The organism is Agrobacterium sp. 22094, from assembly GCF_052046015.1.
GTDB classification, from domain to species: Bacteria; Pseudomonadota; Alphaproteobacteria; order Rhizobiales; family Rhizobiaceae; genus Agrobacterium; species Agrobacterium cavarae.
Map to the genome: position 1 here is coordinate 1,697,976 of NZ_JBQEPX010000001.1, position 19,630 is coordinate 1,717,605.

Genomic DNA, 19,630 nt, shown 5'->3' on the forward strand with positions numbered 1-19,630 from the left:
AAGATTATAGATCTTATGCAGAGCATAAGGGATTCTTTGATATGGATTTCGACCTCCGACAGTTGAAGAGCTTCATTGATGTCGCGGATCTCGGTAGTTTCTCCGCGGCGGCGGAGAAGGTTGGACTGACACAGCCCGCCATCAGCCTCCACATTCGGTTGCTTGAAAAGCAGCTTGGCGTTCGGCTCATCGAGCGCGTAGGGAGACGGGCGCAGCCAACGCCCGCAGGACGCGATCTTCTGGTGCATGCACGGCGCATTGCCGACGAAGTGTCTCAGGCCATCGAGACCGTCGCGCCGCATCGGGGCGGCCAGAGCGGACGCTTGCGCATCGGTACCGGTGCGACAGCCCTCATCTACTTTCTGCCGACGATCTTGCGAGAGATCCGTCGGCACATGCCCGGAATCGAAATCCGTGTGGAGACCGGCAACACGCCGGATATCGTCCGCCTCCTGGAAAACAATGAGATCGATGCCGCGATCGTCACGCTTCCCGTCACCGGTCGCAGCCTCGATCTGCGCGAACTTCACCGCGAAGAACTGGTCGCGGTCTTCCCACCGGACGTGTCTGCCATCCCGGAAGACATTGACGCCGATTATCTCTGCGGCCAGCCCTTGCTCCTCTATCAGGGTGGCAATACCCGAAAGCTTGTTGATGGGTGGCTGAAAGACAGCAGCAGACGAGTCCAGCCCGTCATGGAGCTTGGCAGCGTGGAGGCGCTCAAGACATTGGTCGAGTCAGGCCTTGGTGTCGCCATTGTACCCGCCATGGCCGTTCGTGACGCGGCTTCGAAAGGGCTACAAACGCGCTCGCTCATGCCGAAACTGGAACGTCATCTGGTGCTGGCAATGAGGCGCGACAAGCACATGACGGCGCCGCTGCGCGCACTTGTCGCTGCCCTTAACCGCCAGTGAGAAGTGTGAGTGCGATTAGCCACATGACAAGCGCAATGACGCCTTCCAGGATGCGCCACGCCGCCGGATTGGCGAAGACGGGGCGCAACCAGCGGGCTCCATAGCCGAGCGAGAAGAAGAAGACACATGACGCCGTGGCGGCACCTGCACCGAAGACCGCTTCCTTGCCCGGAAACTGCGTCGAGATCGTGCCGATCAAAACGACGGTGTCGAGATAGACATGCGGGTTCAGCCATGTCAGCGCCAGACAGGTAAGAAGTGTGGGAGCAAAGGGCGTGACCGTGCCGGATGCAGCGGCCAAGGCCTCTGAGGACCGAAGTGCCGACTGCAGGCTCTTTGCGCCATACCACACCAAAAACGCGGCACCCGCATAGCGCATGGCGGGTTCGATCGCCGGCATGACCATGGCTATCTGCCGGAAGGCAGTCACGCCGATGGTGATCAGGATCGCATCCGAAAGCGCGCAGGCCAGGCAGACGGCGAAGACATGATCGCCGCGAAGGCCCTGGCGCAACACGAACGCATTTTGCGCGCCGATGGCCATGATAAGCGTCAGCCCCATAGTGAAGCCTGTGAGATATACTGAAAATTCCATACGATGCCCCTTAAGCCCTTGCACCGAATAGGTGGCGGCAACGGTTTAATCCAGTTAAAGATGCTTATCTCGATTAAGCAGGGCTAACCCTATGGATTACGCAGGGCTTCGCGCGGTGGCGATGGTGGTGCAGACCGGCAGTTTTGAAAAGGCGGCACTGGCGCTACACGTCACGCCGTCGGCCATCTCTCAACGGGTCAAACAACTCGAGGAACGGCTGGGTGCCGTTCTCATCCTGCGTGGCAATCCCTGTACGGCGACGGAAAAAGGCGAATGGGTCTGCCGCCACATGGAGCATGTGGGCATGCTGGAGTCTGAGCTTTTCAGCCAGCTTCCCGCTCTTCTATCTTCCGACGAGGTCAGCAGCCGCGTGACGCTGCACATCGCAACCAATGCCGACAGTCTCGGCACATGGTTCCTAAAGGCAGTTTCCGCTTTCACACATCAGTCGGGCTTTCTCCTGAATGTGGCGGTGGATGACCAGGATCACACGGCGGAATGGCTGCAGCGCGGACGCGTCCTCGCGGCGGTGACCAGTCTTGAAAAGCCGGTTCAGGGCTGCCGTGTCACGCCGCTCGGCCTTCTGCGCTACCACGCAACAGCAAGCCCCGCTTTTATCGACCGATACTTTCCCAAGGGCGTGACGGAAACCGAACTTGCACAAGCTCCTGCCCTCACCTTCAACCAGAAAGACCGGCTCCAGCAGCAATGGATCAGCCAGGTTTTCGGCGCGTCCATCGTCCACCCGACCCACTGGCTACCATCTACCCAAAGCTTTGTGGATGCCGCGCTGCTTGGCATGGGTTGGGGCATGAACCCGGCACTTCTGGTGCGCAATCATCTGGCGGAGGGGCGATTGGTGGAGCTTGTGGCGAGAACGCCGTTCGACGTCCCGCTGTTCTGGCAGGTCAACCGGCTGGCTGCGGATCGGCTAAAGTCGCTGACGGATGCGGTGATAGAGGTGGCGCGTCATGAGTTGGTGCAGATCAAGAGCGAATAGAACTCCCTGGGACACCGTAATCATGCGACATCCACAAGGAGTTCCAATGTCGTCTTTTTACTCAGCCGACACCGTCGATTTGGCCCAGTCCATGTAAAGGTCCAGCGCCTTGCGCGCCACAGGGCCGGCCTGGAGTTCGCGTTCGTCGAGCTTGATGACTGGGGAAACCTTGGAATAGTTCCCGGAGCAGAAGATTTCGTCGGCGTTGCGGAAGTCTTCGACGGAGAGCGTTGCCTCACGCACATCGAAACCAGCCTGGCGCAGCAACATCATGACGCGAGAGCGGGTGATGCCTGCCAGAAAGGTGCGGTTCGGCATCGGCGTATAGACGATGCCATCCTTGACCATGAAGACATTGGAGGATGCGGACTCGGCCACATTGCCGTTCATGTCGCGCATCAGCGCGTTGTCGAAGCCGCGCGAGCGGGCTTCAATGATGGCACGACCGCTATTGGGATAGAGGCTACCAGCCTTGGCATCGGTCATGGCCGTTTCCGGCGATGGACGGCGCAGCGGCGAGACGGTCAGCGTCAGTGGCACGCCAGCATCCATCGGTGCCTCGAACAGGCAAAGCGCGAAGCGGGTGGACTCCGCGTCCGGAGCGACGACGGAGCCACGCATGCCATGCTCGGCCCAGTACATCGGCTTGATGTAGATCGCCATATTGCCATCGAACTTCTTCACGCCTTCCAGCGCCAGTTGCTCGATCTCCTCAGGCGTCATGGTCGGCTTCATGCCCATGTTGACGGCAGAGCGGTTGACGCGCTGGCAGTGCAGATCGAGATCGGGTGCCAGGCCATCGAACCAGCGTGCGCCATCGAAGACGGTCGAAGCGAGCCACATGGCGTGGGAGGTGGGGCCGATCAAGGGAGGATTGCCGGGAAGCCATTGACCATCGACGTAGGTCCAGGTTGTGGAACGGGGTGCGGTATCGACGGACATGGCATTCTCCTTCTTGAATGCAGCGGAATGAATGCCCGCTCGGCCATGAGGTCAAGATGAAATTCCCCGCGACGATCAAAAGGAAGGAATATTGCCCGAGGATTGCCGTGAAAAGCGCATTTATTGCGTGCAGCCAAGAATATGGTCCCCGCGTTGCTACGCCAATCGAGGTGATCTGGCAGTCGTGAGGACGCTGTGGCATCTTCAATAAGACATAAGCGCAGGGAGGCCTGAAATGGCATGGTCGGCACAGCAATATCTGAAATTCGAGGACGAGCGGACGCGGCCAGCGCGTGACCTTCTGGCACAGGTCCCACTGGAGCGGGTCATGAAGGGCTTCGACCTTGGCTGTGGCCCCGGAAACTCCACCGAGCTTCTGACGGAGCGCTATGGTGTCAACGTCATTACCGGCGTCGATAGCGATGAGAATATGCTGGAAGAAGCCGCACTCAGGTTGCCGACGACCGAATTCGTGCAAGCCGATCTATCATCCTGGATACCGGATGCGCCTGCCGATCTGTTATATGCCAATGCGGTATTCCAATGGTTGCCGAACCACATCGACCTTCTCGACAGGCTGATGGACCATCTGACCCCCGGTGGCGTCCTTGCTATCCAGATGCCGGACAACCTCAATGAGCCGGGTCACTTGTTGATGGAGGAAACGAGCCGCTCCGGTCCATGGCGTCAGAACTTCGAAGGGCGACAACTGCGTCGCAAGCCGCTGCCTTCCCCCGCTGACTACATCGATCGCCTGTCGCCGAAAGCGCTCCGCGTCGATGTATGGCACAGCATTTACAATCACCCCATGGCGGATGCCGGGGCGATCGTGGAGTGGGTGAAGGGCACAGGTCTTCGTCCTTATCTGGCAGTTGCTGGCGCTGAACATCAAGAGGCGTTTCTGGAGGATTACCGACAGCGTATCGACGCCGCCTATCCGCGACTTGCGGATGGACGGCGCCTTTTGCGATTTCCACGACTGTTCATCGTCGCAGTGCGCGGCTGATCGTGAAGGGACAGACATGGCTCGATGCCTGTCCGTTCAACGCGTCGAGACGTCAGCCGTGAAAGGCGTAGACGCGCAGCCGGTAACCATCCGGATCTGCCGCCAGGAATGTGCGGCCGAAGTCCATGACGGTTGGCTCCTGCAGGATCGGCAGGCCCTTGTCGGTCCACGCGCGATGGCAGGCATCGACCTCACCGTCCGTCTCTTTGATGAAGGCGATCTCGGCGGCGTTGCCGTCGGAAGACAGTGGCGGCTGAACGGTGTGGCGGGACCAGAGACCAAGGCGCATGCCGCTTTGCAAATTGAATAGAGCGAAGGTGTCGGAGAGTTCGACAGGCTCTGCGCCGAGCAAATCGCTATAGAATGCAGCGCTATGGCGCGGGTCGTTGACAAAGAGAATGACGAAGTTCGGGTGGTTCATGTTGGTCTCCTTTTGTTGATGAGGAGACCTTAGCCAGGCGTAGTGTCAGTTTCTGTCAGCAGTCTCCTGGCGTGCCTTCATCATCTGCCGCCAACCTTTCAGCAGGACTTCGCGGCGTTTGGGATAGCGCGCGTCCAAGAGCGTGAAGCAAGAAATGCGATCGGCGCGAAAGCTGCGGTAGTCCTGTCTCAACTCACACCATGCCAGCAGCACACGAACCTGATCGAAAAACGCCAGCGCAAAGGGCCAGACAATCCGGCGAGTGTCGCGCCCGCGCTCGTCGGCATAGTCGATCTCGATTTTCGCCTGACTTCTGATGGCGCTGCGAATATTGCTAAGATCGATATGCGGCATATCGATCACCTTTCCGGGTCCCACGAGAAGTGTGGAATTGTCCAGTTCCTCCGCCAGCGTCTTTGGCAGAACTGCGGCGATCTTCGCAAGCCCGGCGCGCGCGGCATCGGCCAACGCGCCATCCGCCCTGCCCGCCACCCAGCGGGAGCCCAGAACCAAAGCCTCGATTTCCGCTTCGGAAAACATCAGAGGCGGCAGAAGATAACCCGGTCGCAGCACGTAGCCGACGCCGGCCTCGCCTTCGATATTGGCGCCTTGCGCCTGGAGGGTCCCGATGTCGCGGTAGAGCGTACGCAGACTGACACCTGTCGCGGCAGCCAATTCTGCGCCACCCACCGGATTGCGATAGCTTCGTAACAATTGAAGCAAATCAAGCAGGCGTTGCGCGCGTGACATGCATTTCCCCAGGCAACAGGCCCGCCCTATGAGTTTTAATCATCTATTTATACGTGTTGTGTAAAACCTTAGCGATTAAAGCCACCTGTTATTATTCATTTTAAGCCATCTATTCTCGATATCAGGTCGCGACAAAGCTTCATAAGATTTTTCAGAGGCACCAATGCTTAATTTTTGGCGAGACAAAGGCGGCAATTTTGCCATTCTGACTGCACTCCTGGCCGTACCGCTGTTTGGAGCGGCAGGCCTAGCGTTAGACTTCAGCCAGGCGCTCGCCGTCAAGGAAGATCTGCAGCAGACGGCGGACGCCACCGCACTCGGCGCCGTCTCCAAAGATTCACCATATGTGGCGGAGGCACGCAAGATGAGCGGAGATGGCCCCATCACCGTTCCTGGTCATTCCGGCCTGGATTTCGGCAAGAAGGGGGACGGCAAGAAGAACGACTTCGAGATCGAGAACGCCACCCTGCTTGTCAAGAAGACCGGAAATATCGTTGAATCGTCCTTGGAATTGAAGGCCACGGTCAATACCACGCTCTCAGCGATTTTGGGTAAGGACTTCTTTACCGTAAGCATTAAATCCACGGGTCGATATCAAACAGAGAAGTACATGAACTTCTATCTGTTGCTGGATAACACACCATCCATGGGTGTGGGTGCAACGCCCCAGGATGTCGCAACCATGGTGACGAATACACGCGATCAATGTGCCTTCGCGTGTCACGATGTTCAGAGTGGCAAAAATAGTTACTACGAGCTTGCGAAAAAACTGAAAGTGACCACGCGCATCAATGTGGTGGGGAAAGCAACGGCCTCCCTCATGGACACCGCAGCGGGCACCCAGACCGTCTCAGACCAATTTAGAATGGCAGTCTATACCTTTGGTGAAAAAGCCGAGGACACAAAACTTCTCGAAGTTGTACCACTCACGTCCAATCTCTCCGACGTAAAAAACAGGTCGAACAAGATCGACCTCATGTCCATTCCGTATCAGGGCTACGATAACGACCAGCAGACAGATATCGACCGCGCCTTGACGCAGATTGCCACGAAGATGGGCCCGCAGGGGAACGGCAACAGCTCGGCCACGCCGGAAAAAGTCCTCTATTTCGTATCCGATGGTGTCGGGGACAGCTACAAGCCGACAAGCTGCACCAAAAAAACCACGAATGGCCGCTGTCAGGAGCCGATCGACACCCGGCTGTGTACCGCCTTGAAGAGCCAGGGCTACCGTATCGCCGTCCTTTACACGACTTATCTGCCACTTCCGACGAACGGTTGGTATAATGACTGGATCCGCCCCTTCCAGTCCGAAATCTCCACCCGTATGCAAGACTGCGCTTCTCAAGGTCTGTTCTTCGAGGTGAGCCCGACGCAGGGCATCAGCGATGCCATGTCGGCACTGTTCAAGCGGGTGGTTTCCTCTCCTCGCCTGTCGAGCTGATCAACTCGGTTCGATTCTTTCAACGAGGAAATCGATAAAGGCGCGGATGCGGGCAGCCAGATGCTCGTGTCCGGCGTAAACCGCATGGACGAGTTCTGTGTCGCCGCCGTTATAATCCTCCAGGATCGGGACAAGCTGGCCCGCCTCGATATCGGGGCGGACATGAAATTCCCCAATCCGACCGATGCCGACTCCCAGCAGGCAGAGTTGCCGTTTGATCGAGCCGCTCGATACCTGAATGTTGCCGGTGATGGCCTTGATATATGCGCTATCGGAACCGGGATCGCGAAACGGCCATTCGTCGAGGCTTCGCCGGAAGTTAAAGCCGATGCAGTTGTGCTGGTCGAGGTCTTCCGGAGTCTTCGGCGTTCCATGCTTCTTCAGGTAGTCAGGCGAGGCGACGATGACGCGGCGACTGGAAAACAGGCGCCTCGCCATCAGTGAGGAATCCCGCATCGGTCCGACGCGGATTGCGATATCGGTACGCTCCCCAATGAGGTCGATTACGCCATCGGTCAGTGTCAGATCGAGCCGCACCTTGGGATGACGTTCGGCGAACTCCCCCAACAGCGGCAGGATGCACCGCTCGCCAAAGCCGACCGAGGAGTTGACGCGAAGCAACCCCCTCGCCTCCTCACGGCCGCCGGCGACCAGTTCTTCCGTCTCGTCGATCTCTTTGAGAATACGGCGGGCGCGACGAAGATAGATGTCACCTTCGGGCGTGAGTTCCAGTGTTCGCGTCGAGCGCACCAGCAGCCGCGTACCAAGCCTCTCCTCCACTCTCGAGACAAGCTTGCTGACAGCGGAGGGCGACAGCTTCAAGCGTCGTCCTGCCGCGGAAAAGCTTTTCAACTCGGCGGCCAGAACGAAGACTTCCATTTCGCCGGCGCGATTGTTCATAACGTCACCTATGACTTCAATTCAAAGATGATTATCGATTAATCGGGATTATCAAACAAGTGCCAGGTGCCGATATTCAGGCTCGAAACATCAACACCTTCGGGACGGCCATTAGAGTGGCCGGAAAGGCACAACCATGCCCCTTGCTCTCTTTGCCTTGACGATTGCAGCCTATGCAATCGGCACCACGGAATTCGTCATCGTGGGTCTTTTGCCCACCGTCGCCAACGATCTTCACATCACGCTGCCGCTTGCCGGCCTCATCGTGTCCGTCTACGCACTCGGCGTTACCTTCGGTGCGCCCATCCTTACCGCACTGACGGGCCGCATCGAGCGCAAGCCGCTCATGCTCGGCCTGATGGGTCTCTTCATCCTTGGCAATAGCGCCGCAGCGCTCAGCCCCGGTTACGAGATGCTGCTGGTCGCGCGGGTTATTTCCGCCTTTGCCCACGGCGTGTTCTTCTCAGTCGGCGCAACCATTGCCGCGGGTCTGGTGGCAGAGGATCGCAGAGCTTCGGCCATTGCCATGATGTTCATGGGACTGACGGTTGCTATCGTCACCGGCGTTCCGCTCGGCACGCTCATCGGTCAGATTTTCGGCTGGCGCGCCACCTTCTTCGCTGTCGCCGCACTCGGGGTCATTGCCTTCATCGGCATTGCAGCACTGCTGCCAGCGACGCTTCAAAAGGCGCCGGCCGCCGGTCTCATGGAGCAGGTTCGTGTTCTCGGCTCTGGCCGTCTTCTGCTGGCCTTTGGCATGACGGCGCTCGGTTATGGTGGCACCTTCGTGACCTTCACCTTTCTCGCCTCGATCCTGCAGGATCTGACCGGCTTTGCTGAAAGCACCGTCAGCCTTGTTCTGGTCCTCTATGGTCTGGCGATCGCTGCCGGCAACCTCGCCGGAGGACGGATTGCCGACCGCAATCCAGCGAAGGCTCTCGGTTGGCTTTTCGGGCTCCAGGCGCTCGTTCTGGTGATCTTCACCTTCACCGCTCCGTCCGCCCCGGCTGCTCTGGTAACGCTCGTTGCACTCGGCTTTCTGTCCTTCGCCAATGTACCGGGCCTCCAGCTTTACGTGGTGCAGCTTGCAAAGCGCTTCAGGCCAAACGCGATCGATGTCGCCTCGGCGCTCAACATTGCCGCCTTCAATCTTGGCATCGCCGTCGGCGCCTGGATTGGCGGTCTGGTCGTCGCCTCGCCGCTCGGTCTTGGTGCAACACCATGGGTCGGGGCGCTGCTGGTTTCGGGAGCACTGGTTCTGACGCTGGTCAGCAGCAGTCTCGACCGCCGCCAGGCAGATCTTGCCCAGACCGTGTGAACCAAATCACGTCCTCAGCACTTAGGGTGAGGACCGTTCTGCCCCGCGGACTTGCGGGGCTATCATCCGCAATGGAGACAAACACGATGCAAACAGTCAACGCCAACGGCGCAAACATTCCTGCTCTCGGCTTCGGCACATTCCGCATGCCGGAAGAGGACGTCCACCGCATCCTGCCGCAGGCGCTGAAGCTGGGGTTCCGCCATGTGGACACGGCGCAGGTCTATAAGAACGAGGCGGCAGTCGGCGATGCTATCGCAAAGTCCGGCGTCTCGCGCGGCGACATCTTTCTCACCACCAAGGTGTGGGTCGATCAGTACAAGCATGATGACTTCATCCGCTCCGTGGATGAGAGCCTGACGAAGCTGAAGACGGACTATGTCGATCTGCTTCTTCTGCACTGGCCGAAAAGCGATGTGCCGCTGGCGGAGCGGATTGGCGCGCTGAACGAACTGCACAAGGCGGGCAAGGTGCGCAACATCGGCATCTCCAACTTCAACGTGGCGCTGATGGATGAATCGGTCCGACTCTCCGACGCTCCGATTGCCAACAACCAGATCGAGTACCACCCCTATCTCGACCAGACGAAGGTGATCGAGGCTGCCCGCAAGCACGGCATTTCGATCACCGCCTACTATCTGATGGCAGATGGCAAAGTGCCGAAGGATGAGGTGCTTCGTGATATCGGCGCCAAGCACGGCAAGACCGCTGCCCAGGTCGCGCTTCGCTGGGCCGTGCAGCAGCCGGACGTGATCGCCTTGTCCAAGACGGCGACGGAGAGCCGCCTTCCCGAGAACTTCGATATCTTCGACTTCGACCTGTCCGACGAGGAGATGAAGGCGATCTTCGCGTTGGCAAAGAAGGATGGACGCATCGTCAATCCCGGCCATCTGGCGCCGGAATGGGATGATTAAAGCGCCGGGCGTCCTAGTGGACGCACAAGGGACGCACCCTTTCTGAATCGACGCATCGGCTGAAAATCGAGTCCGGTTTTTGGGCCGATGCTGCAAGCCACTCAGCGCTGCACGAAGGCCAGTTTCAGGCCAAGTGCAACAAAGGCTGCGGCAAAACTGCGCCGCAGCCAGACAAGTACGGAAGGCCGCGACACGATCTCGCGCCTGACAGAAGCGGCAAAGCAGCCATAGACCGCAAAAACTACAAATGTCATCGCCATGAAGACGAGACCGAGAGCGGTCATTTCGCGGGTCGATGATGAGGAGTCTGCCGCAACGAACTGCGGCAGGAAGGCAAAGAAGAAGATCGACAGCTTTGGATTCAACAGGTTGATGAGGACAGCCTCGATCACAATGCGGCCAGGCGTTCTTGCAGGCTGCGTCTCGTCGACGCGCAGAGCGCCATTTTCTTTCAGTGTGTTCCAAGCCATGTACAGCAGATAGGCCACCCCGGCATATTTGATGAGGGTGAATGCCGTCGCACTCGCATGAAGGATTGCAGCAAGCCCTGTGATCGCTGCCAGCAGATGCGGGACGATGCCGAGTGTGCAGCCAAAGGCGGCGATCAAGCTTGCGCGCGCGCCCTGCGTCAGACCGGCTGCCAGCGTGTAGACCACGCCTGTGCCAGGAGATGCCACGACGATGGCCGATGTGAGGAGAAATTCGAGTGTCATGAGGGCCTTCCTTGAAAGAAGGCGTCACTCTGCTGCGATTGGACGGATCGGTCTTGGACGAAATTGCACGTTTCGATCAGGAGAGCGCGCGGCTGTAGAGGGCGGGTGTCGTGCCGAAGTGCCTTACAAACACACGGTTTAAGTGGCTTTGATCGCAAAAGCCAGACGCGTAGGCCGCTTCGGCGGCGGGAATGCCTTTTGCCAATGCTTGCCGCGCCAGATGCAGGCGGCGCTGCATCAGATAGCTGTGCGGCGTCAGCCCCGTAACCGAGGAGAAAGCACGCAGAAAGCGGAAGCGGCTCATTCCCGCTTCTGCCGAGAGTTCGGCGAGACCGAGGGGCGTCTGTGGTGCCTCGTCCATCATCTGCCTGACGCGATACAGACCAGCGGTGGATGCGGCCTGATGACGCACAGCGCGGGGGCGCTCCAGCGTTTGCGACAACAGCAGAAGAAGGGCTTCCTCCCCCGGCAAAGCCGCCCGTTGCGATGTGATGGCTTGAAAGAGTGCGCGAAAGCGATCGGCGAGCGGTCTCGGATCGACGGGATAGACGAACTCGAAATCGCGGCTATCGCGTTCGCGAATATCCGACAATGCGGCATGCACGACTTCGGGATCGAAATAGAGCATCGTCCAGGCCCGCCCGCTTTCGCCAAGCGCTATACCGTCATGCACCTCACCCGGATTAACGGTGATGACGCGCCCTGCCCCGGCCTCCACGATGCCACGTCCGCTCGCCGATTTCTGCGCGCCACGTTCGATAACGCCAATGCCGAATTGATCATGCATGTGACGGGGAAAGCTGCGGTCGCTGTCAGCGATCACCGCAGCCACGCCCGGCATCGTCGTTTTCGGCATCGTGAACTGGTGTTTGCCCATAGACCCTGCGCCCCTATCAGGAGCGCAAGCCTATCACGGTCGATCCGGTTCAGGAATGCAGGCTGTTCACCATGCCGAAGACCTGATCGAAATTGCCGTTCTCGGCGGCAAATCGCAATGGCTTGCAGCGCTCCACGATCACTTCCGTTGCATCGGGTCTGTTGGTCAGGATATCCATGACTTCCGTGATGAAGGCATCCAGTGGCATGGCGCGCTCGTCCTTCGCCTGCTTTTCACCCTGAAGCGTTGTCTGCACATAGGGCGGCGCAATCTCGATCACCTCGACAGAGGTGTCCTTCAACTGCTCGCGCAGCGCCATCGAATAGGCGTGAATGGCGGACTTGGTAGCGCTGTAGGTCGGCGTTGCTACCATGGGCACGAAAGCAAGGCCGGATGACACGGTGAGGACGGCAGCATTTTCTTTTTTGAGAAAATGCGGAAGCAGGGCCGCGGTCAATCGGATCGGGGCAAGCAGATTGGTGGCAATCGTTTCCTCCGCGATCTCCAGATAGTCCGGGGCCGCGGTGATGTCCTCGTTCTTCATGATGCCGGCGTTGTTGATGACGACATTGAGATCCGGATAATCGCGCGTCAGCGTTTCGGCAAAGGTCCGAATGTTCTCCGCCTTTGTCGCATCGAGCACGGCCGATACCATGCCGGGGTTGGCGCTGGTCACTTCGTCCAGCGCGGACTGGCGTCTACCGGAAATGATGACCTTGTTGCCAAGTGCATGGAAGGCTTCGGCAAGCGCGCGGCCGATACCGGAACCACCACCGGTGATGAGTACTGTGTTTCCTGTCATCTTCATCTGGTTATCCTCTCTTGTTGGATGAAACCAAGTTAGCTACGATACTCTCCAATCGAAAGTAGGCACCCGAAAGATTTATACTTACCCAAAGGAGAGTGTCGGAATGAAAAGGCATCTGGCAGATCCCGTCATCGAAGAGAAGCGCGTTCACCCGCCGCCGGAAGAGACCGATCCCGTCATTGAGGCGCTGGTTCAGGACATCATCGCCAAGGTGGCGGACAAGTGGACGATGTTGATCCTTGAGGCTCTGGAGGAGCACGGGACGATGCGCTTTACGCAAATCGGCAAGGTCGTCGGCGATATCAGTCAGAAGATGTTGACCAAGACGCTGAGGCAGATGGAGTGCGATGGGCTGGTGAAACGCACCGTGCACCCGGTCATCCCGCCACATGTGGATTACGGCCTGACGCATCTTGGCAAGACGCTGGGCAGCGCCTTTTGCGGCGTGTGGATATGGGCCGAGACGCATCACGCGGAAATAGAAAAGGCGCGGAAAGCCTTTGAAGAGCAATCCCCACGCCTCAAATAATGGGCCTGAAATAATGGAAGCGCTTCCCATGGGAGCGCTTCAAATTGTCTGGCCGATCAGGCGAACTGGCTGAGGCCCGGTACGGACGCGATCACCTTGTCCACGACCTCGTCGCCGGCATGCTGGCGCGCAATCGAAATGGTGGTCTTGGCAAGTGCCGAGATTTCACCCATGCCGAGGCCCTGGCTCATCAGCTGCTGGCCAAGACCCATGATGCCACCGCCACCAATGGCGCTCATCAGGCCGCCGAGCAGGCCACCGCCGCCCTGGCCTTCGCCATTGAAGCGAGCGACGAGATCCGGCCCGCCGGGGATCGATTCGATCATCTTGGCAACGGCCGCGTCATCGGCTTCGCGCTGGAGGAAACCCAGCATCATGCCGAGAGCCTTTTCCGCCTTGTCTGGCGCAATGCCCACTCTATCTGCAACCTGGGTTACGATTTCGCTCATAAACTTCCTCCTGAATGCGAAATTACGTTCACGTCAACGTAAAACAATTGAAACACAGACTCAAGACCGCGCAGCCCCTTGAAACAAAGGTTTTTCGATCCGCTCTTTTCAACCTTATCAAACAGTTGTTGAGGGCCAAAACAGTTCCTATAAGTATAGTGCGGAAATTGAAAACAGGGCGCCGCTGCCCGGATCGTTGGGAAGGATCGCCATATGCTGCAGGACGGAAAGCTTTATATCGGCACGAGCCGCAACCCGGACGACAGCCTCAACAAGGGCGAATATCTTGACCTCCGCTTCGGCAACCGTCATGGGCTGATCACCGGCGCCACGGGCACGGGCAAGACTGTTTCCCTGCAGGTGCTGGCGGAAGGTTTCGCCAAAGCCGGCGTCCCGGTTTTCTGCGCCGATATCAAGGGCGATCTTTCCGGCATTGCCAAGCCCGGCGAAGCCAAGGACTGGGTGACGAAACGGGCTGAACAGATCGGCTTTTCCGACCTCTCCTTCGAGCAGTTTCCCGTGATCTTCTGGGATCTCTATGGCGAAAAGGGCCACCGTGTCCGCGCCACCATCGCCGAGATGGGCCCTCTGCTTCTCGCCCGGTTGATGGATGCCTCGGAAGCGCAGGAAGGCGTTCTCAACATCGCCTTCAAGATCGCCGACCAGGGCGGCCTGCCGCTGCTCGATCTGAAGGATCTGCAGTCACTGCTGAATTATATGGGCGAGCACGCAAGCGAACTCTCCAGCCAGTTCGGGCTGATTTCGAAGTCCTCGGTCGGCTCGTTGCAGCGCGGTCTGCTGGTGCTCGAACAGCAAGGCGCAGAGCACTTCTTCGGTGAGCCGGCGCTGAAAATTGCCGACATCATGCGCACCACCAGCGACGGGCGTGGGGTGATTTCGGTTCTCGCCGCCGACAAATTGATGATGAACCCGCGCCTCTACGGCACCTTCCTGTTGTGGATGCTTTCCGAACTCTTCGAAGAGCTGCCGGAAGTGGGCGATCCCGCCAAGCCGAAGCTCGTTTTCTTCTTCGATGAGGCGCATCTTCTCTTCAACGATGCGCCGCGCGTGCTGATCGAGCGCGTCGAACAGGTGGTCCGCCTCATCCGCTCCAAGGGCGTTGGCGTCTATTTCGTGACGCAGAACCCGCTCGATGTCCCGGAAACGGTTCTCGCACAGCTCGGCAACCGCGTGCAGCATGCGCTGCGCGCTTACACGCCGCGTGAGCAGAAGGCAGTAAAGACAGCCGCCGACACATTCCGCCAGAATCCGGCCTTCAGCACGGCTGAGGCGATCACCACACTCGGTACCGGCGAGGCGCTGGTCTCCACCCTTCAGGATAAGGGTGCACCCTCTATCGTGGAACGCACGCTGGTGCGTCCGCCATCCGGTCGAGTCGGCCCCGTGACCGACGATGAGCGCCGTAGCCTCATGGCCTCCAGCCCGGTGGCCGGTCTTTACGACCAGGATATCGACCGCGAATCCGCTTTCGAAATTCTGGGCGAACGCGCCCGCAAAGCCGCCGAGGCGGAAGCTGCCAAGCGTGCGGCAGAAGAGCAGGCAAGCGGGCAGCCCGACAGTGCCGCGGGACGCTGGAAACTGCCGGGCTTCGGAGACGAGGAGCCGAAGCAGGCATCGACGACCGGCGGCAGCAGACGCACCAGCGGTTACCAGCGCGAAACGGTGATCGAGGCCGCGATGAAGAGTGCCGCTCGCTCCGTCGCGACATCCGTCGGACGCGCCTTGGTTCGCGGCATTCTGGGAAGCCTGCGCCGCTGATTTCGCGCTTCCCTTCCACAGACATGTGAGGAAACGCCGGGGTCCGCTTGTCCAAGCTCGCCCCGGCCACCAGATAGGCCAAGGCCTTTATTGCTTCCAAGCGGGTCGCGATCTTTCAGATTCGCGCCTTACACTTCAGTTTGTTTTTGTAGCATGTCCTTATCGCAAAACCGCTGCACGGTTTTGCCCGCGCCATGCTCCAGGGAGACGCATGATCACGTCCATCTTGCTTCCAATGGAAACCGAGCGCCTTGTTCTTCGCCGTTTCATACCTGCCGATTTCAGCGCCTATGCCGATTATCACAGCCGTTCTGAGGTCTATCGGTTTCTCTATGCAGACGCGCCAAGCGGCGATGCGCTAAGGACGCAATTCGATACCGTCCTCTCGGCCCCGTTCGGTAAGGACGGCGATGTTCTGCGGCTGGCGGTGACGCGTCGCGACGATGGCGCGCTCCTCGGTGAAGTTCTTCTGAAGATCGCCAGCACGGAGGCGTTGCAGGCAGAGGTCGGCTATATCTTCGACCCGGCTTATGCGGGCAAAGGTTATGCCACGGAAGCGGTGCGTGCCATGATCGACCTCGGCTTTGCGGACCTCGGCTATCACCGGATTTTCGCGAGACTGGACGCACAGAACCAAGGCTCGATCGGCATTGTCGAGCGGTTGAAGATGCGCAAAGAGGCCCACCTCATTCAGAATGACCGCTTCAACGGGGTGTGGGGCGATGAATTCATCTACGCCATTCTCAAATCGGAATGGAATGGACTTGCGTCGCGATGATTGAGGCGATCCGCGTCGTCGCGGGTTAGACCTTCAGAAGTCCTGCAATCCGCGGATCGGCGGAGAAATCGTTCAAGGAAAACCCGATACGCTGGACCGGCTGCTCGCACAGCGCCTGTATGCCCATTTTCGACAGGCGAATGCGCCAGCTGGAGCGAGCCACTGGGCGCCTCGACTTGAAGCCGAGTGGCGTCAACAGCGCGATGTTCTTGCCTTTTCCAGGATCGCGCACCGAGCGATAGAGGATTGCCTGAAGGTCCGCCTCCCGCGCCGCATCTGCCAAAGCCTGGCATGGTGCGTAATCGTTGAGGTCGGTCCAGAGAGAAGCATCGCGCGATAGCGCAGGCCTGGTCAAATCGATTGCCGCACCTGTCTGAATGTCGGCGGCAAAGGCGGTATACTCCGCCGCATTGACGGGCAAGGGCGTTGCAGGTGACTCGACGTAGAACAGCAAGCGGTAGAAAGCCATTTCGGCCAGCGCTGTCTCTATTCTCTTGGCGGCGTAAAAGACGCCCTTGGTAAAGCCTGCTCGACGGAAGCGGGAGCCGTAGGGATAGGCAGAATCATAGCGGAAGGGTGTCGCCAGCAGATAATCGAGGCCTTCGCATTCCGGCGGAAAGCGCCGCTTGCTGCTTTCCAGAATGTCTTCGAGCAGAGATTGCTCATCAACGGTATCGACGAGCTTCATGGTCGATACACGGTGCTGCGCCTCGACGAGGCGCCACCAGCGTCCTGATGACGAGCGGCTTTCAGAGCGGAGCGCGTCTGGCGTCCAGGTAGGAAAGGACATCGAGCAATCCGGTGATCGAGGTAAGTTTTTCGGCAGGCACGCCCGCGAGCGCATCATTGTGGTTTTGAAGCCAGGCACGCGAGACTGTGTCATCCCCGCCGACGATGGCATCGAGCGAGCGGAAAACACGGATCAGAAGCACGGCAAGTTCGAACGGCTTGCTGCCAGGCTCCAAACAAAAATCCTGCCTCTTCATCCTCGATACCGTGGGCGCGGAAATGCCGAGAATATCTGAAAGGCGTGCTGCGGTTAGGCCAAGTCGCTCCGACGCCGCAAGAGCGGCTTTCGTGATAACCCTTCCCTCATGGGAGGCCGCCGTGGGCTTGAGCTGAATGTTCATCGCCAAATCCTTTCCTGAGAAAGAATATAACGGATCTCTTTCAGAAAACAAGAACGGCCGGTTGGGGGCAACCGGCCGCTCGAGCAAACGCCACCAGCTGAACGGTGGCAGTCAAAGCCTTTATTCAACCGAAACCGGCACTTCCGTGGAGGTGCGCAGAGCGTGCGAATATGGGCAGACGATGTGTGCCTTCTTCACGAGATCTTCCGCGGTTGCCTTGTCGAGGCCTGGGATGTTGACCTTGAGCGACACGTCGATGCCGAAACCGCCACCATCTTCGCGTGGGCCGACGCCAACGCTTGCCGTCACGGCCGTATCATCGGGCAGCTTCACCTTTTCCTTGCCAGCGACAACGCGCAGAGCGCCGAGGAAGCAGGCAGAATAACCGGTTGCGAAAAGCTGCTCTGGGTTGGTGCCGTGAGCACCGTTACCACCGAGTTCCTTTGGAACCGTCAAGGTCACGTCCAAAACACCGTCTTCGGTCTTGGAATTGCCTTCGCGTCCGCCACCGGTTGCGGTCGCCTTGGTTGTGTAAAGAATTGGCATGTCATGTACTCCCTTGGTTTGCGTTGGGTATCTTGTAGCGCGTTATTCAATTGCGCGCAATACAATTTTGCGCATTGAAAAATTTTCTTGTCTCTGCGATAAGGTTAATAAGATTGCTCGGCCTTCGCATGCAGCAGGAACCGAGTGACGGGATAAAATGTTCCCTAGAGCGCTTCCCTGCCGCGCGGAATTGCTTCGCCGGAACGGAATTTCGCAGAATGGAAAAACATCGGCAGTCGATCTCCAAGAGATGGACGCCAAGGATGCTTCTATTCTGGCGAAACTCTTTCCGATGAAGACTGTCCGAGCAGCAGGAGAGCGCTTCAACAGCGCATTTTGGAGCTCACACGAATGGACGACGGGACAATGGAAGGCCTTTTAAGGCTGGACGTGCAGATATGTTTCGCGCTTTACGGCGCAGCCCATGCGTTTACGCGGGCTTACAAGCCGTTGCTGGAGCCGCTTGGCCTCACATACCCGCAATATCTGGTAATGATGGCGCTGTGGGAGGAAGACAACGCCACGGTGAAGGCACTTGGCGAAATACTCGGCCTCGACTCAGGCACCCTATCCCCTCTCCTGAAACGGCTGGAACAGGCAGGCCTCATCACCCGCAAGCGTGGCAAGCAGGACGAACGGCAGGTCGTGATCAGCCTGACGCCGGAGGGCGCCGACATGAAGAAGAAGGCAGTGCACGTCATGCGCTCCATCGGCGAAGCGACAGGATGCAGCCTGGAAGAGCTCGGGCAAATTCGGGATCGGTTGAATTCTCTGAAGGACAATCTGGCGCGGGCGTAATGTCGATCGCGTCGCCCCTCGTCGCAGCACCTTTTCGCCATTCAAGCTGGCGAAGACGGGAACACGCCTGTGCTGTTGCAGGACCTGTTTGCACCACCCTCAAAGCCGAAGCATGAGGGTGGTGGATGATCGAAACGAGCCGGCTTATTGCCAGACGACCACACGCGCCTTGTTTGGAACGCGGTCATAAAGGTCGATAATGTCCTGGTTCATCAGGCGAACGCAGCCAGACGACACGGCCTTACCAATGGAGTTCCACTCCGGCGAGCCATGCAGACGATAGAGCGTGTCCTTGCCGTTCTGGAAAATGTAGAGCGCGCGTGCACCGAGTGGGTTTTTCAGGCCAGGCTCCATGCCGCCATTCCTTGCGGAATATTTGACCAGTTCCGGCTGACGCGCCACCATCTCATCCGGCGGCGTCCACTTCGGCCATTTCTGGCGCCACTGAATGACGCCCTCGCCCGACCAGGCAAAGCCTTCGCGACCGATGCCAACGCCATAACGCATCGCCGTACCGCCTTGCTCCACCACATAGAGGAAGCGCGAGCGCGTATCGACGACGACCGTTCCCGGACGCTCGCCTGTTGGGTCCACGACCCGCTGGCGGTAATAGCGGCGATCGATTTTCTGATACGGCACTGCCGGGATAACGAAACCGCCATCCTCAACCGTGCCATACATCACCGCCAGCTCAGCGTCCGAAATACCGGAGGAGAACATTTGGCGGAAATCATTGGCAACGCCACCGGCGAAACCGAGCGGCTGCGTGCTGTCATAGGGGCCGACACCGGATGATGCACAACCCGCCAACAGCGACGCGGAAGAAAGGCCCAGAAGGGAAAGGAAAGTCCGTCTTGAAAGATCTCTGTCGGTGCTCATCATAAGTCCGGTTTTCTCACATCGGAGGCGAAGAGGGAGGCACTGTACCGAAGCGTGCAGAGCCTGCGTTTCAATCTCGCCGTACGTCGTTTGTTCCACGATACATCAGCTATTGCTATAGTGGTTAAGACATACTGAAA

The 19,630-nt window shown here is 58.7% G+C and carries 23 protein-coding genes; 10 read left to right on the forward strand and 13 right to left on the reverse strand.

Annotated elements, in window-relative coordinates:
* Positions 1-41 precede the first annotated feature (41 nt).
* Positions 42-914 carry a LysR family transcriptional regulator gene (locus tag ACTJK5_RS08230; protein ID WP_062425803.1) on the forward strand — a complete coding sequence of 291 codons (873 nt, stop codon included), beginning with the start codon at positions 42-44 and terminating at the stop codon, positions 912-914.
* On the opposite strand, the gene ACTJK5_RS08235 is transcribed toward ACTJK5_RS08230, so the two are convergent.
* Complete coding sequence (locus ACTJK5_RS08235; RefSeq protein WP_062425804.1) at positions 901-1,509, reverse strand: LysE/ArgO family amino acid transporter; 609 nt, start codon at positions 1,507-1,509, stop codon at positions 901-903. The two genes, ACTJK5_RS08230 and ACTJK5_RS08235, sit on opposite strands and share 14 nt — an antisense overlap.
* A gap of 91 nt (positions 1,510-1,600) precedes the next feature.
* On the opposite strand from ACTJK5_RS08235, the gene ACTJK5_RS08240 reads away from it, so the two are divergent.
* Positions 1,601-2,509, forward strand: coding sequence for a LysR family transcriptional regulator ArgP (locus ACTJK5_RS08240; protein WP_440612156.1), 909 nt, complete (start codon positions 1,601-1,603; stop codon positions 2,507-2,509).
* A 57-nt stretch (positions 2,510-2,566) separates the two neighbouring features.
* Here the strand turns inward: ACTJK5_RS08240 and ACTJK5_RS08245 are convergent, their stop codons facing one another.
* A complete protein-coding gene (locus ACTJK5_RS08245) occupies positions 2,567-3,451 on the reverse strand; it encodes a branched-chain amino acid aminotransferase (RefSeq protein ID WP_112952233.1) in 885 nt (294 codons plus the stop codon).
* Positions 3,452-3,686: 235 nt separating this feature from the next.
* Between ACTJK5_RS08245 and tam the strand changes: the two genes are divergently transcribed.
* Positions 3,687-4,457 (forward strand): trans-aconitate 2-methyltransferase, encoded by a 771-nt coding sequence (tam, locus tag ACTJK5_RS08250; protein ID WP_062425807.1) that lies wholly within the window; start codon positions 3,687-3,689, stop codon positions 4,455-4,457.
* Between the two features lie 52 nt (positions 4,458-4,509).
* On the opposite strand, the gene ACTJK5_RS08255 is transcribed toward tam, so the two are convergent.
* Positions 4,510-4,878, reverse strand: a complete 369-nt coding sequence (locus ACTJK5_RS08255) for a VOC family protein (RefSeq protein WP_112952231.1) — start codon at positions 4,876-4,878, stop codon at positions 4,510-4,512.
* A gap of 45 nt (positions 4,879-4,923) precedes the next feature.
* Positions 4,924-5,628, reverse strand: a complete 705-nt coding sequence (locus ACTJK5_RS08260) for a helix-turn-helix transcriptional regulator (RefSeq protein ID WP_062599517.1) — start codon at positions 5,626-5,628, stop codon at positions 4,924-4,926.
* 163 nt (positions 5,629-5,791) lie between these two features.
* Here ACTJK5_RS08260 and ACTJK5_RS08265 point away from each other — a divergent pair, with 163 nt between their 5' ends.
* The gene (locus ACTJK5_RS08265) at positions 5,792-7,072 is read left to right on the forward strand and encodes a TadE/TadG family type IV pilus assembly protein (protein ID WP_113226727.1); all 1,281 of its coding nucleotides are present in this window, start codon (positions 5,792-5,794) and stop codon (positions 7,070-7,072) included.
* Here ACTJK5_RS08265 and ACTJK5_RS08270 read toward each other — a convergent pair whose 3' ends face one another.
* Positions 7,073-7,972, reverse strand: a complete 900-nt coding sequence (locus ACTJK5_RS08270) for a LysR family transcriptional regulator (RefSeq protein ID WP_112952229.1) — start codon at positions 7,970-7,972, stop codon at positions 7,073-7,075.
* 136 nt (positions 7,973-8,108) lie between these two features.
* Between ACTJK5_RS08270 and ACTJK5_RS08275 the strand changes: the two genes are divergently transcribed.
* Complete coding sequence (locus ACTJK5_RS08275) at positions 8,109-9,290, forward strand: MFS transporter (protein WP_112952228.1); 1,182 nt, start codon at positions 8,109-8,111, stop codon at positions 9,288-9,290.
* 86 nt (positions 9,291-9,376) lie between these two features.
* A complete protein-coding gene (locus ACTJK5_RS08280) occupies positions 9,377-10,204 on the forward strand; it encodes an aldo/keto reductase (protein WP_113179320.1) in 828 nt (275 codons plus the stop codon).
* A 101-nt stretch (positions 10,205-10,305) separates the two neighbouring features.
* Here the strand turns inward: ACTJK5_RS08280 and ACTJK5_RS08285 are convergent, their stop codons facing one another.
* From ACTJK5_RS08285 to ACTJK5_RS08295, 3 genes are all read right to left on the reverse strand, one after another.
* A complete protein-coding gene (locus ACTJK5_RS08285; protein ID WP_113179319.1) occupies positions 10,306-10,917 on the reverse strand; it encodes a LysE family translocator in 612 nt (203 codons plus the stop codon).
* Between the two features lie 76 nt (positions 10,918-10,993).
* Positions 10,994-11,794, reverse strand: a complete 801-nt coding sequence (locus ACTJK5_RS08290) for an AraC family transcriptional regulator (protein WP_438371858.1) — start codon at positions 11,792-11,794, stop codon at positions 10,994-10,996.
* A 49-nt stretch (positions 11,795-11,843) separates the two neighbouring features.
* Positions 11,844-12,602, reverse strand: a complete 759-nt coding sequence (locus ACTJK5_RS08295; RefSeq protein WP_062425816.1) for an SDR family oxidoreductase — start codon at positions 12,600-12,602, stop codon at positions 11,844-11,846.
* 103 nt (positions 12,603-12,705) lie between these two features.
* Here ACTJK5_RS08295 and ACTJK5_RS08300 point away from each other — a divergent pair, with 103 nt between their 5' ends.
* Complete coding sequence (locus ACTJK5_RS08300; protein ID WP_062425817.1) at positions 12,706-13,131, forward strand: winged helix-turn-helix transcriptional regulator; 426 nt, start codon at positions 12,706-12,708, stop codon at positions 13,129-13,131.
* A gap of 56 nt (positions 13,132-13,187) precedes the next feature.
* On the opposite strand, the gene ACTJK5_RS08305 is transcribed toward ACTJK5_RS08300, so the two are convergent.
* On the reverse strand, positions 13,188-13,580 hold the full coding sequence (locus tag ACTJK5_RS08305) for a DUF937 domain-containing protein (RefSeq protein WP_062425818.1): 393 nt from the start codon (positions 13,578-13,580) through the stop codon (positions 13,188-13,190).
* Positions 13,581-13,793: 213 nt separating this feature from the next.
* On the opposite strand from ACTJK5_RS08305, the gene ACTJK5_RS08310 reads away from it, so the two are divergent.
* Together ACTJK5_RS08310 and ACTJK5_RS08315 are read left to right on the forward strand one after the other, a co-directional pair.
* Entirely contained in the window at positions 13,794-15,359 is a 1,566-nt protein-coding gene (locus ACTJK5_RS08310; RefSeq protein ID WP_274103887.1) for a helicase HerA-like C-terminal domain-containing protein, read from the forward strand.
* A gap of 211 nt (positions 15,360-15,570) precedes the next feature.
* On the forward strand, positions 15,571-16,137 hold the full coding sequence (locus ACTJK5_RS08315; protein WP_113179316.1) for a GNAT family N-acetyltransferase: 567 nt from the start codon (positions 15,571-15,573) through the stop codon (positions 16,135-16,137).
* A gap of 25 nt (positions 16,138-16,162) precedes the next feature.
* Here the strand turns inward: ACTJK5_RS08315 and ACTJK5_RS08320 are convergent, their stop codons facing one another.
* The 3 genes from ACTJK5_RS08320 to ACTJK5_RS08330 all read right to left on the reverse strand — a co-directional run bounded on the left by ACTJK5_RS08320 (position 16,163) and on the right by ACTJK5_RS08330 (position 17,813).
* The gene (locus ACTJK5_RS08320) at positions 16,163-16,927 is read right to left on the reverse strand and encodes an RES family NAD+ phosphorylase (protein WP_113179315.1); all 765 of its coding nucleotides are present in this window, start codon (positions 16,925-16,927) and stop codon (positions 16,163-16,165) included.
* Positions 16,887-17,267 (reverse strand): MbcA/ParS/Xre antitoxin family protein, encoded by a 381-nt coding sequence (locus ACTJK5_RS08325; RefSeq protein ID WP_144621103.1) that lies wholly within the window; start codon positions 17,265-17,267, stop codon positions 16,887-16,889. Before ACTJK5_RS08325 ends, ACTJK5_RS08320 begins: the two co-directional genes overlap by 41 nt.
* Positions 17,268-17,387: 120 nt before the next feature.
* A complete protein-coding gene (locus ACTJK5_RS08330; RefSeq protein WP_062425823.1) occupies positions 17,388-17,813 on the reverse strand; it encodes an organic hydroperoxide resistance protein in 426 nt (141 codons plus the stop codon).
* Between the two features lie 351 nt (positions 17,814-18,164).
* Between ACTJK5_RS08330 and ACTJK5_RS08335 the strand changes: the two genes are divergently transcribed.
* Positions 18,165-18,611 carry a MarR family winged helix-turn-helix transcriptional regulator gene (locus ACTJK5_RS08335; RefSeq protein WP_440612157.1) on the forward strand — a complete coding sequence of 149 codons (447 nt, stop codon included), beginning with the start codon at positions 18,165-18,167 and terminating at the stop codon, positions 18,609-18,611.
* Between the two features lie 144 nt (positions 18,612-18,755).
* On the opposite strand, the gene ACTJK5_RS08340 is transcribed toward ACTJK5_RS08335, so the two are convergent.
* Positions 18,756-19,493, reverse strand: coding sequence for a L,D-transpeptidase (locus ACTJK5_RS08340; protein WP_082447247.1), 738 nt, complete (start codon positions 19,491-19,493; stop codon positions 18,756-18,758).
* Between the last annotated feature and the right edge of the window lie 137 nt (positions 19,494-19,630).

Excerpts from the sequence above, each read along its gene's own strand:
- ACTJK5_RS08255 (WP_112952231.1), bottom strand. The coding sequence starts at position 4,878 with ATGAACCACCCGAACTTCGTCATTCTCTTTGTCAACGACCCGCGCCAT.
- ACTJK5_RS08285 (WP_113179319.1), bottom strand. The coding sequence starts at position 10,917 with ATGACACTCGAATTTCTCCTCACATCGGCCATCGTCGTGGCATCTCCT.
- ACTJK5_RS08310 (WP_274103887.1), top strand. The coding sequence starts at position 13,794 with ATGCTGCAGGACGGAAAGCTTTATATCGGCACGAGCCGCAACCCGGAC.
- ACTJK5_RS08265 (WP_113226727.1), top strand. The coding sequence starts at position 5,792 with ATGCTTAATTTTTGGCGAGACAAAGGCGGCAATTTTGCCATTCTGACT.
- ACTJK5_RS08320 (WP_113179315.1), bottom strand. The coding sequence starts at position 16,927 with ATGTCCTTTCCTACCTGGACGCCAGACGCGCTCCGCTCTGAAAGCCGC.
- ACTJK5_RS08235 (WP_062425804.1), bottom strand. The coding sequence starts at position 1,509 with ATGGAATTTTCAGTATATCTCACAGGCTTCACTATGGGGCTGACGCTT.
- ACTJK5_RS08295 (WP_062425816.1), bottom strand. The coding sequence starts at position 12,602 with ATGAAGATGACAGGAAACACAGTACTCATCACCGGTGGTGGTTCCGGT.
- ACTJK5_RS08275 (WP_112952228.1), top strand. The coding sequence starts at position 8,109 with ATGCCCCTTGCTCTCTTTGCCTTGACGATTGCAGCCTATGCAATCGGC.
- ACTJK5_RS08330 (WP_062425823.1), bottom strand. The coding sequence starts at position 17,813 with ATGCCAATTCTTTACACAACCAAGGCGACCGCAACCGGTGGCGGACGC.
- ACTJK5_RS08240 (WP_440612156.1), top strand. The coding sequence starts at position 1,601 with ATGGATTACGCAGGGCTTCGCGCGGTGGCGATGGTGGTGCAGACCGGC.
- ACTJK5_RS08290 (WP_438371858.1), bottom strand. The coding sequence starts at position 11,794 with ATGGGCAAACACCAGTTCACGATGCCGAAAACGACGATGCCGGGCGTG.
- ACTJK5_RS08260 (WP_062599517.1), bottom strand. The coding sequence starts at position 5,628 with ATGTCACGCGCGCAACGCCTGCTTGATTTGCTTCAATTGTTACGAAGC.
- ACTJK5_RS08325 (WP_144621103.1), bottom strand. The coding sequence starts at position 17,267 with ATGAACATTCAGCTCAAGCCCACGGCGGCCTCCCATGAGGGAAGGGTT.
- ACTJK5_RS08340 (WP_082447247.1), bottom strand. The coding sequence starts at position 19,493 with ATGATGAGCACCGACAGAGATCTTTCAAGACGGACTTTCCTTTCCCTT.
- ACTJK5_RS08315 (WP_113179316.1), top strand. The coding sequence starts at position 15,571 with ATGATCACGTCCATCTTGCTTCCAATGGAAACCGAGCGCCTTGTTCTT.
- ACTJK5_RS08280 (WP_113179320.1), top strand. The coding sequence starts at position 9,377 with ATGCAAACAGTCAACGCCAACGGCGCAAACATTCCTGCTCTCGGCTTC.
- ACTJK5_RS08245 (WP_112952233.1), bottom strand. The coding sequence starts at position 3,451 with ATGTCCGTCGATACCGCACCCCGTTCCACAACCTGGACCTACGTCGAT.
- tam (WP_062425807.1), top strand. The coding sequence starts at position 3,687 with ATGGCATGGTCGGCACAGCAATATCTGAAATTCGAGGACGAGCGGACG.
- ACTJK5_RS08335 (WP_440612157.1), top strand. The coding sequence starts at position 18,165 with ATGGACGACGGGACAATGGAAGGCCTTTTAAGGCTGGACGTGCAGATA.
- ACTJK5_RS08305 (WP_062425818.1), bottom strand. The coding sequence starts at position 13,580 with ATGAGCGAAATCGTAACCCAGGTTGCAGATAGAGTGGGCATTGCGCCA.
- ACTJK5_RS08270 (WP_112952229.1), bottom strand. The coding sequence starts at position 7,972 with ATGAACAATCGCGCCGGCGAAATGGAAGTCTTCGTTCTGGCCGCCGAG.
- ACTJK5_RS08230 (WP_062425803.1), top strand. The coding sequence starts at position 42 with ATGGATTTCGACCTCCGACAGTTGAAGAGCTTCATTGATGTCGCGGAT.
- ACTJK5_RS08300 (WP_062425817.1), top strand. The coding sequence starts at position 12,706 with ATGAAAAGGCATCTGGCAGATCCCGTCATCGAAGAGAAGCGCGTTCAC.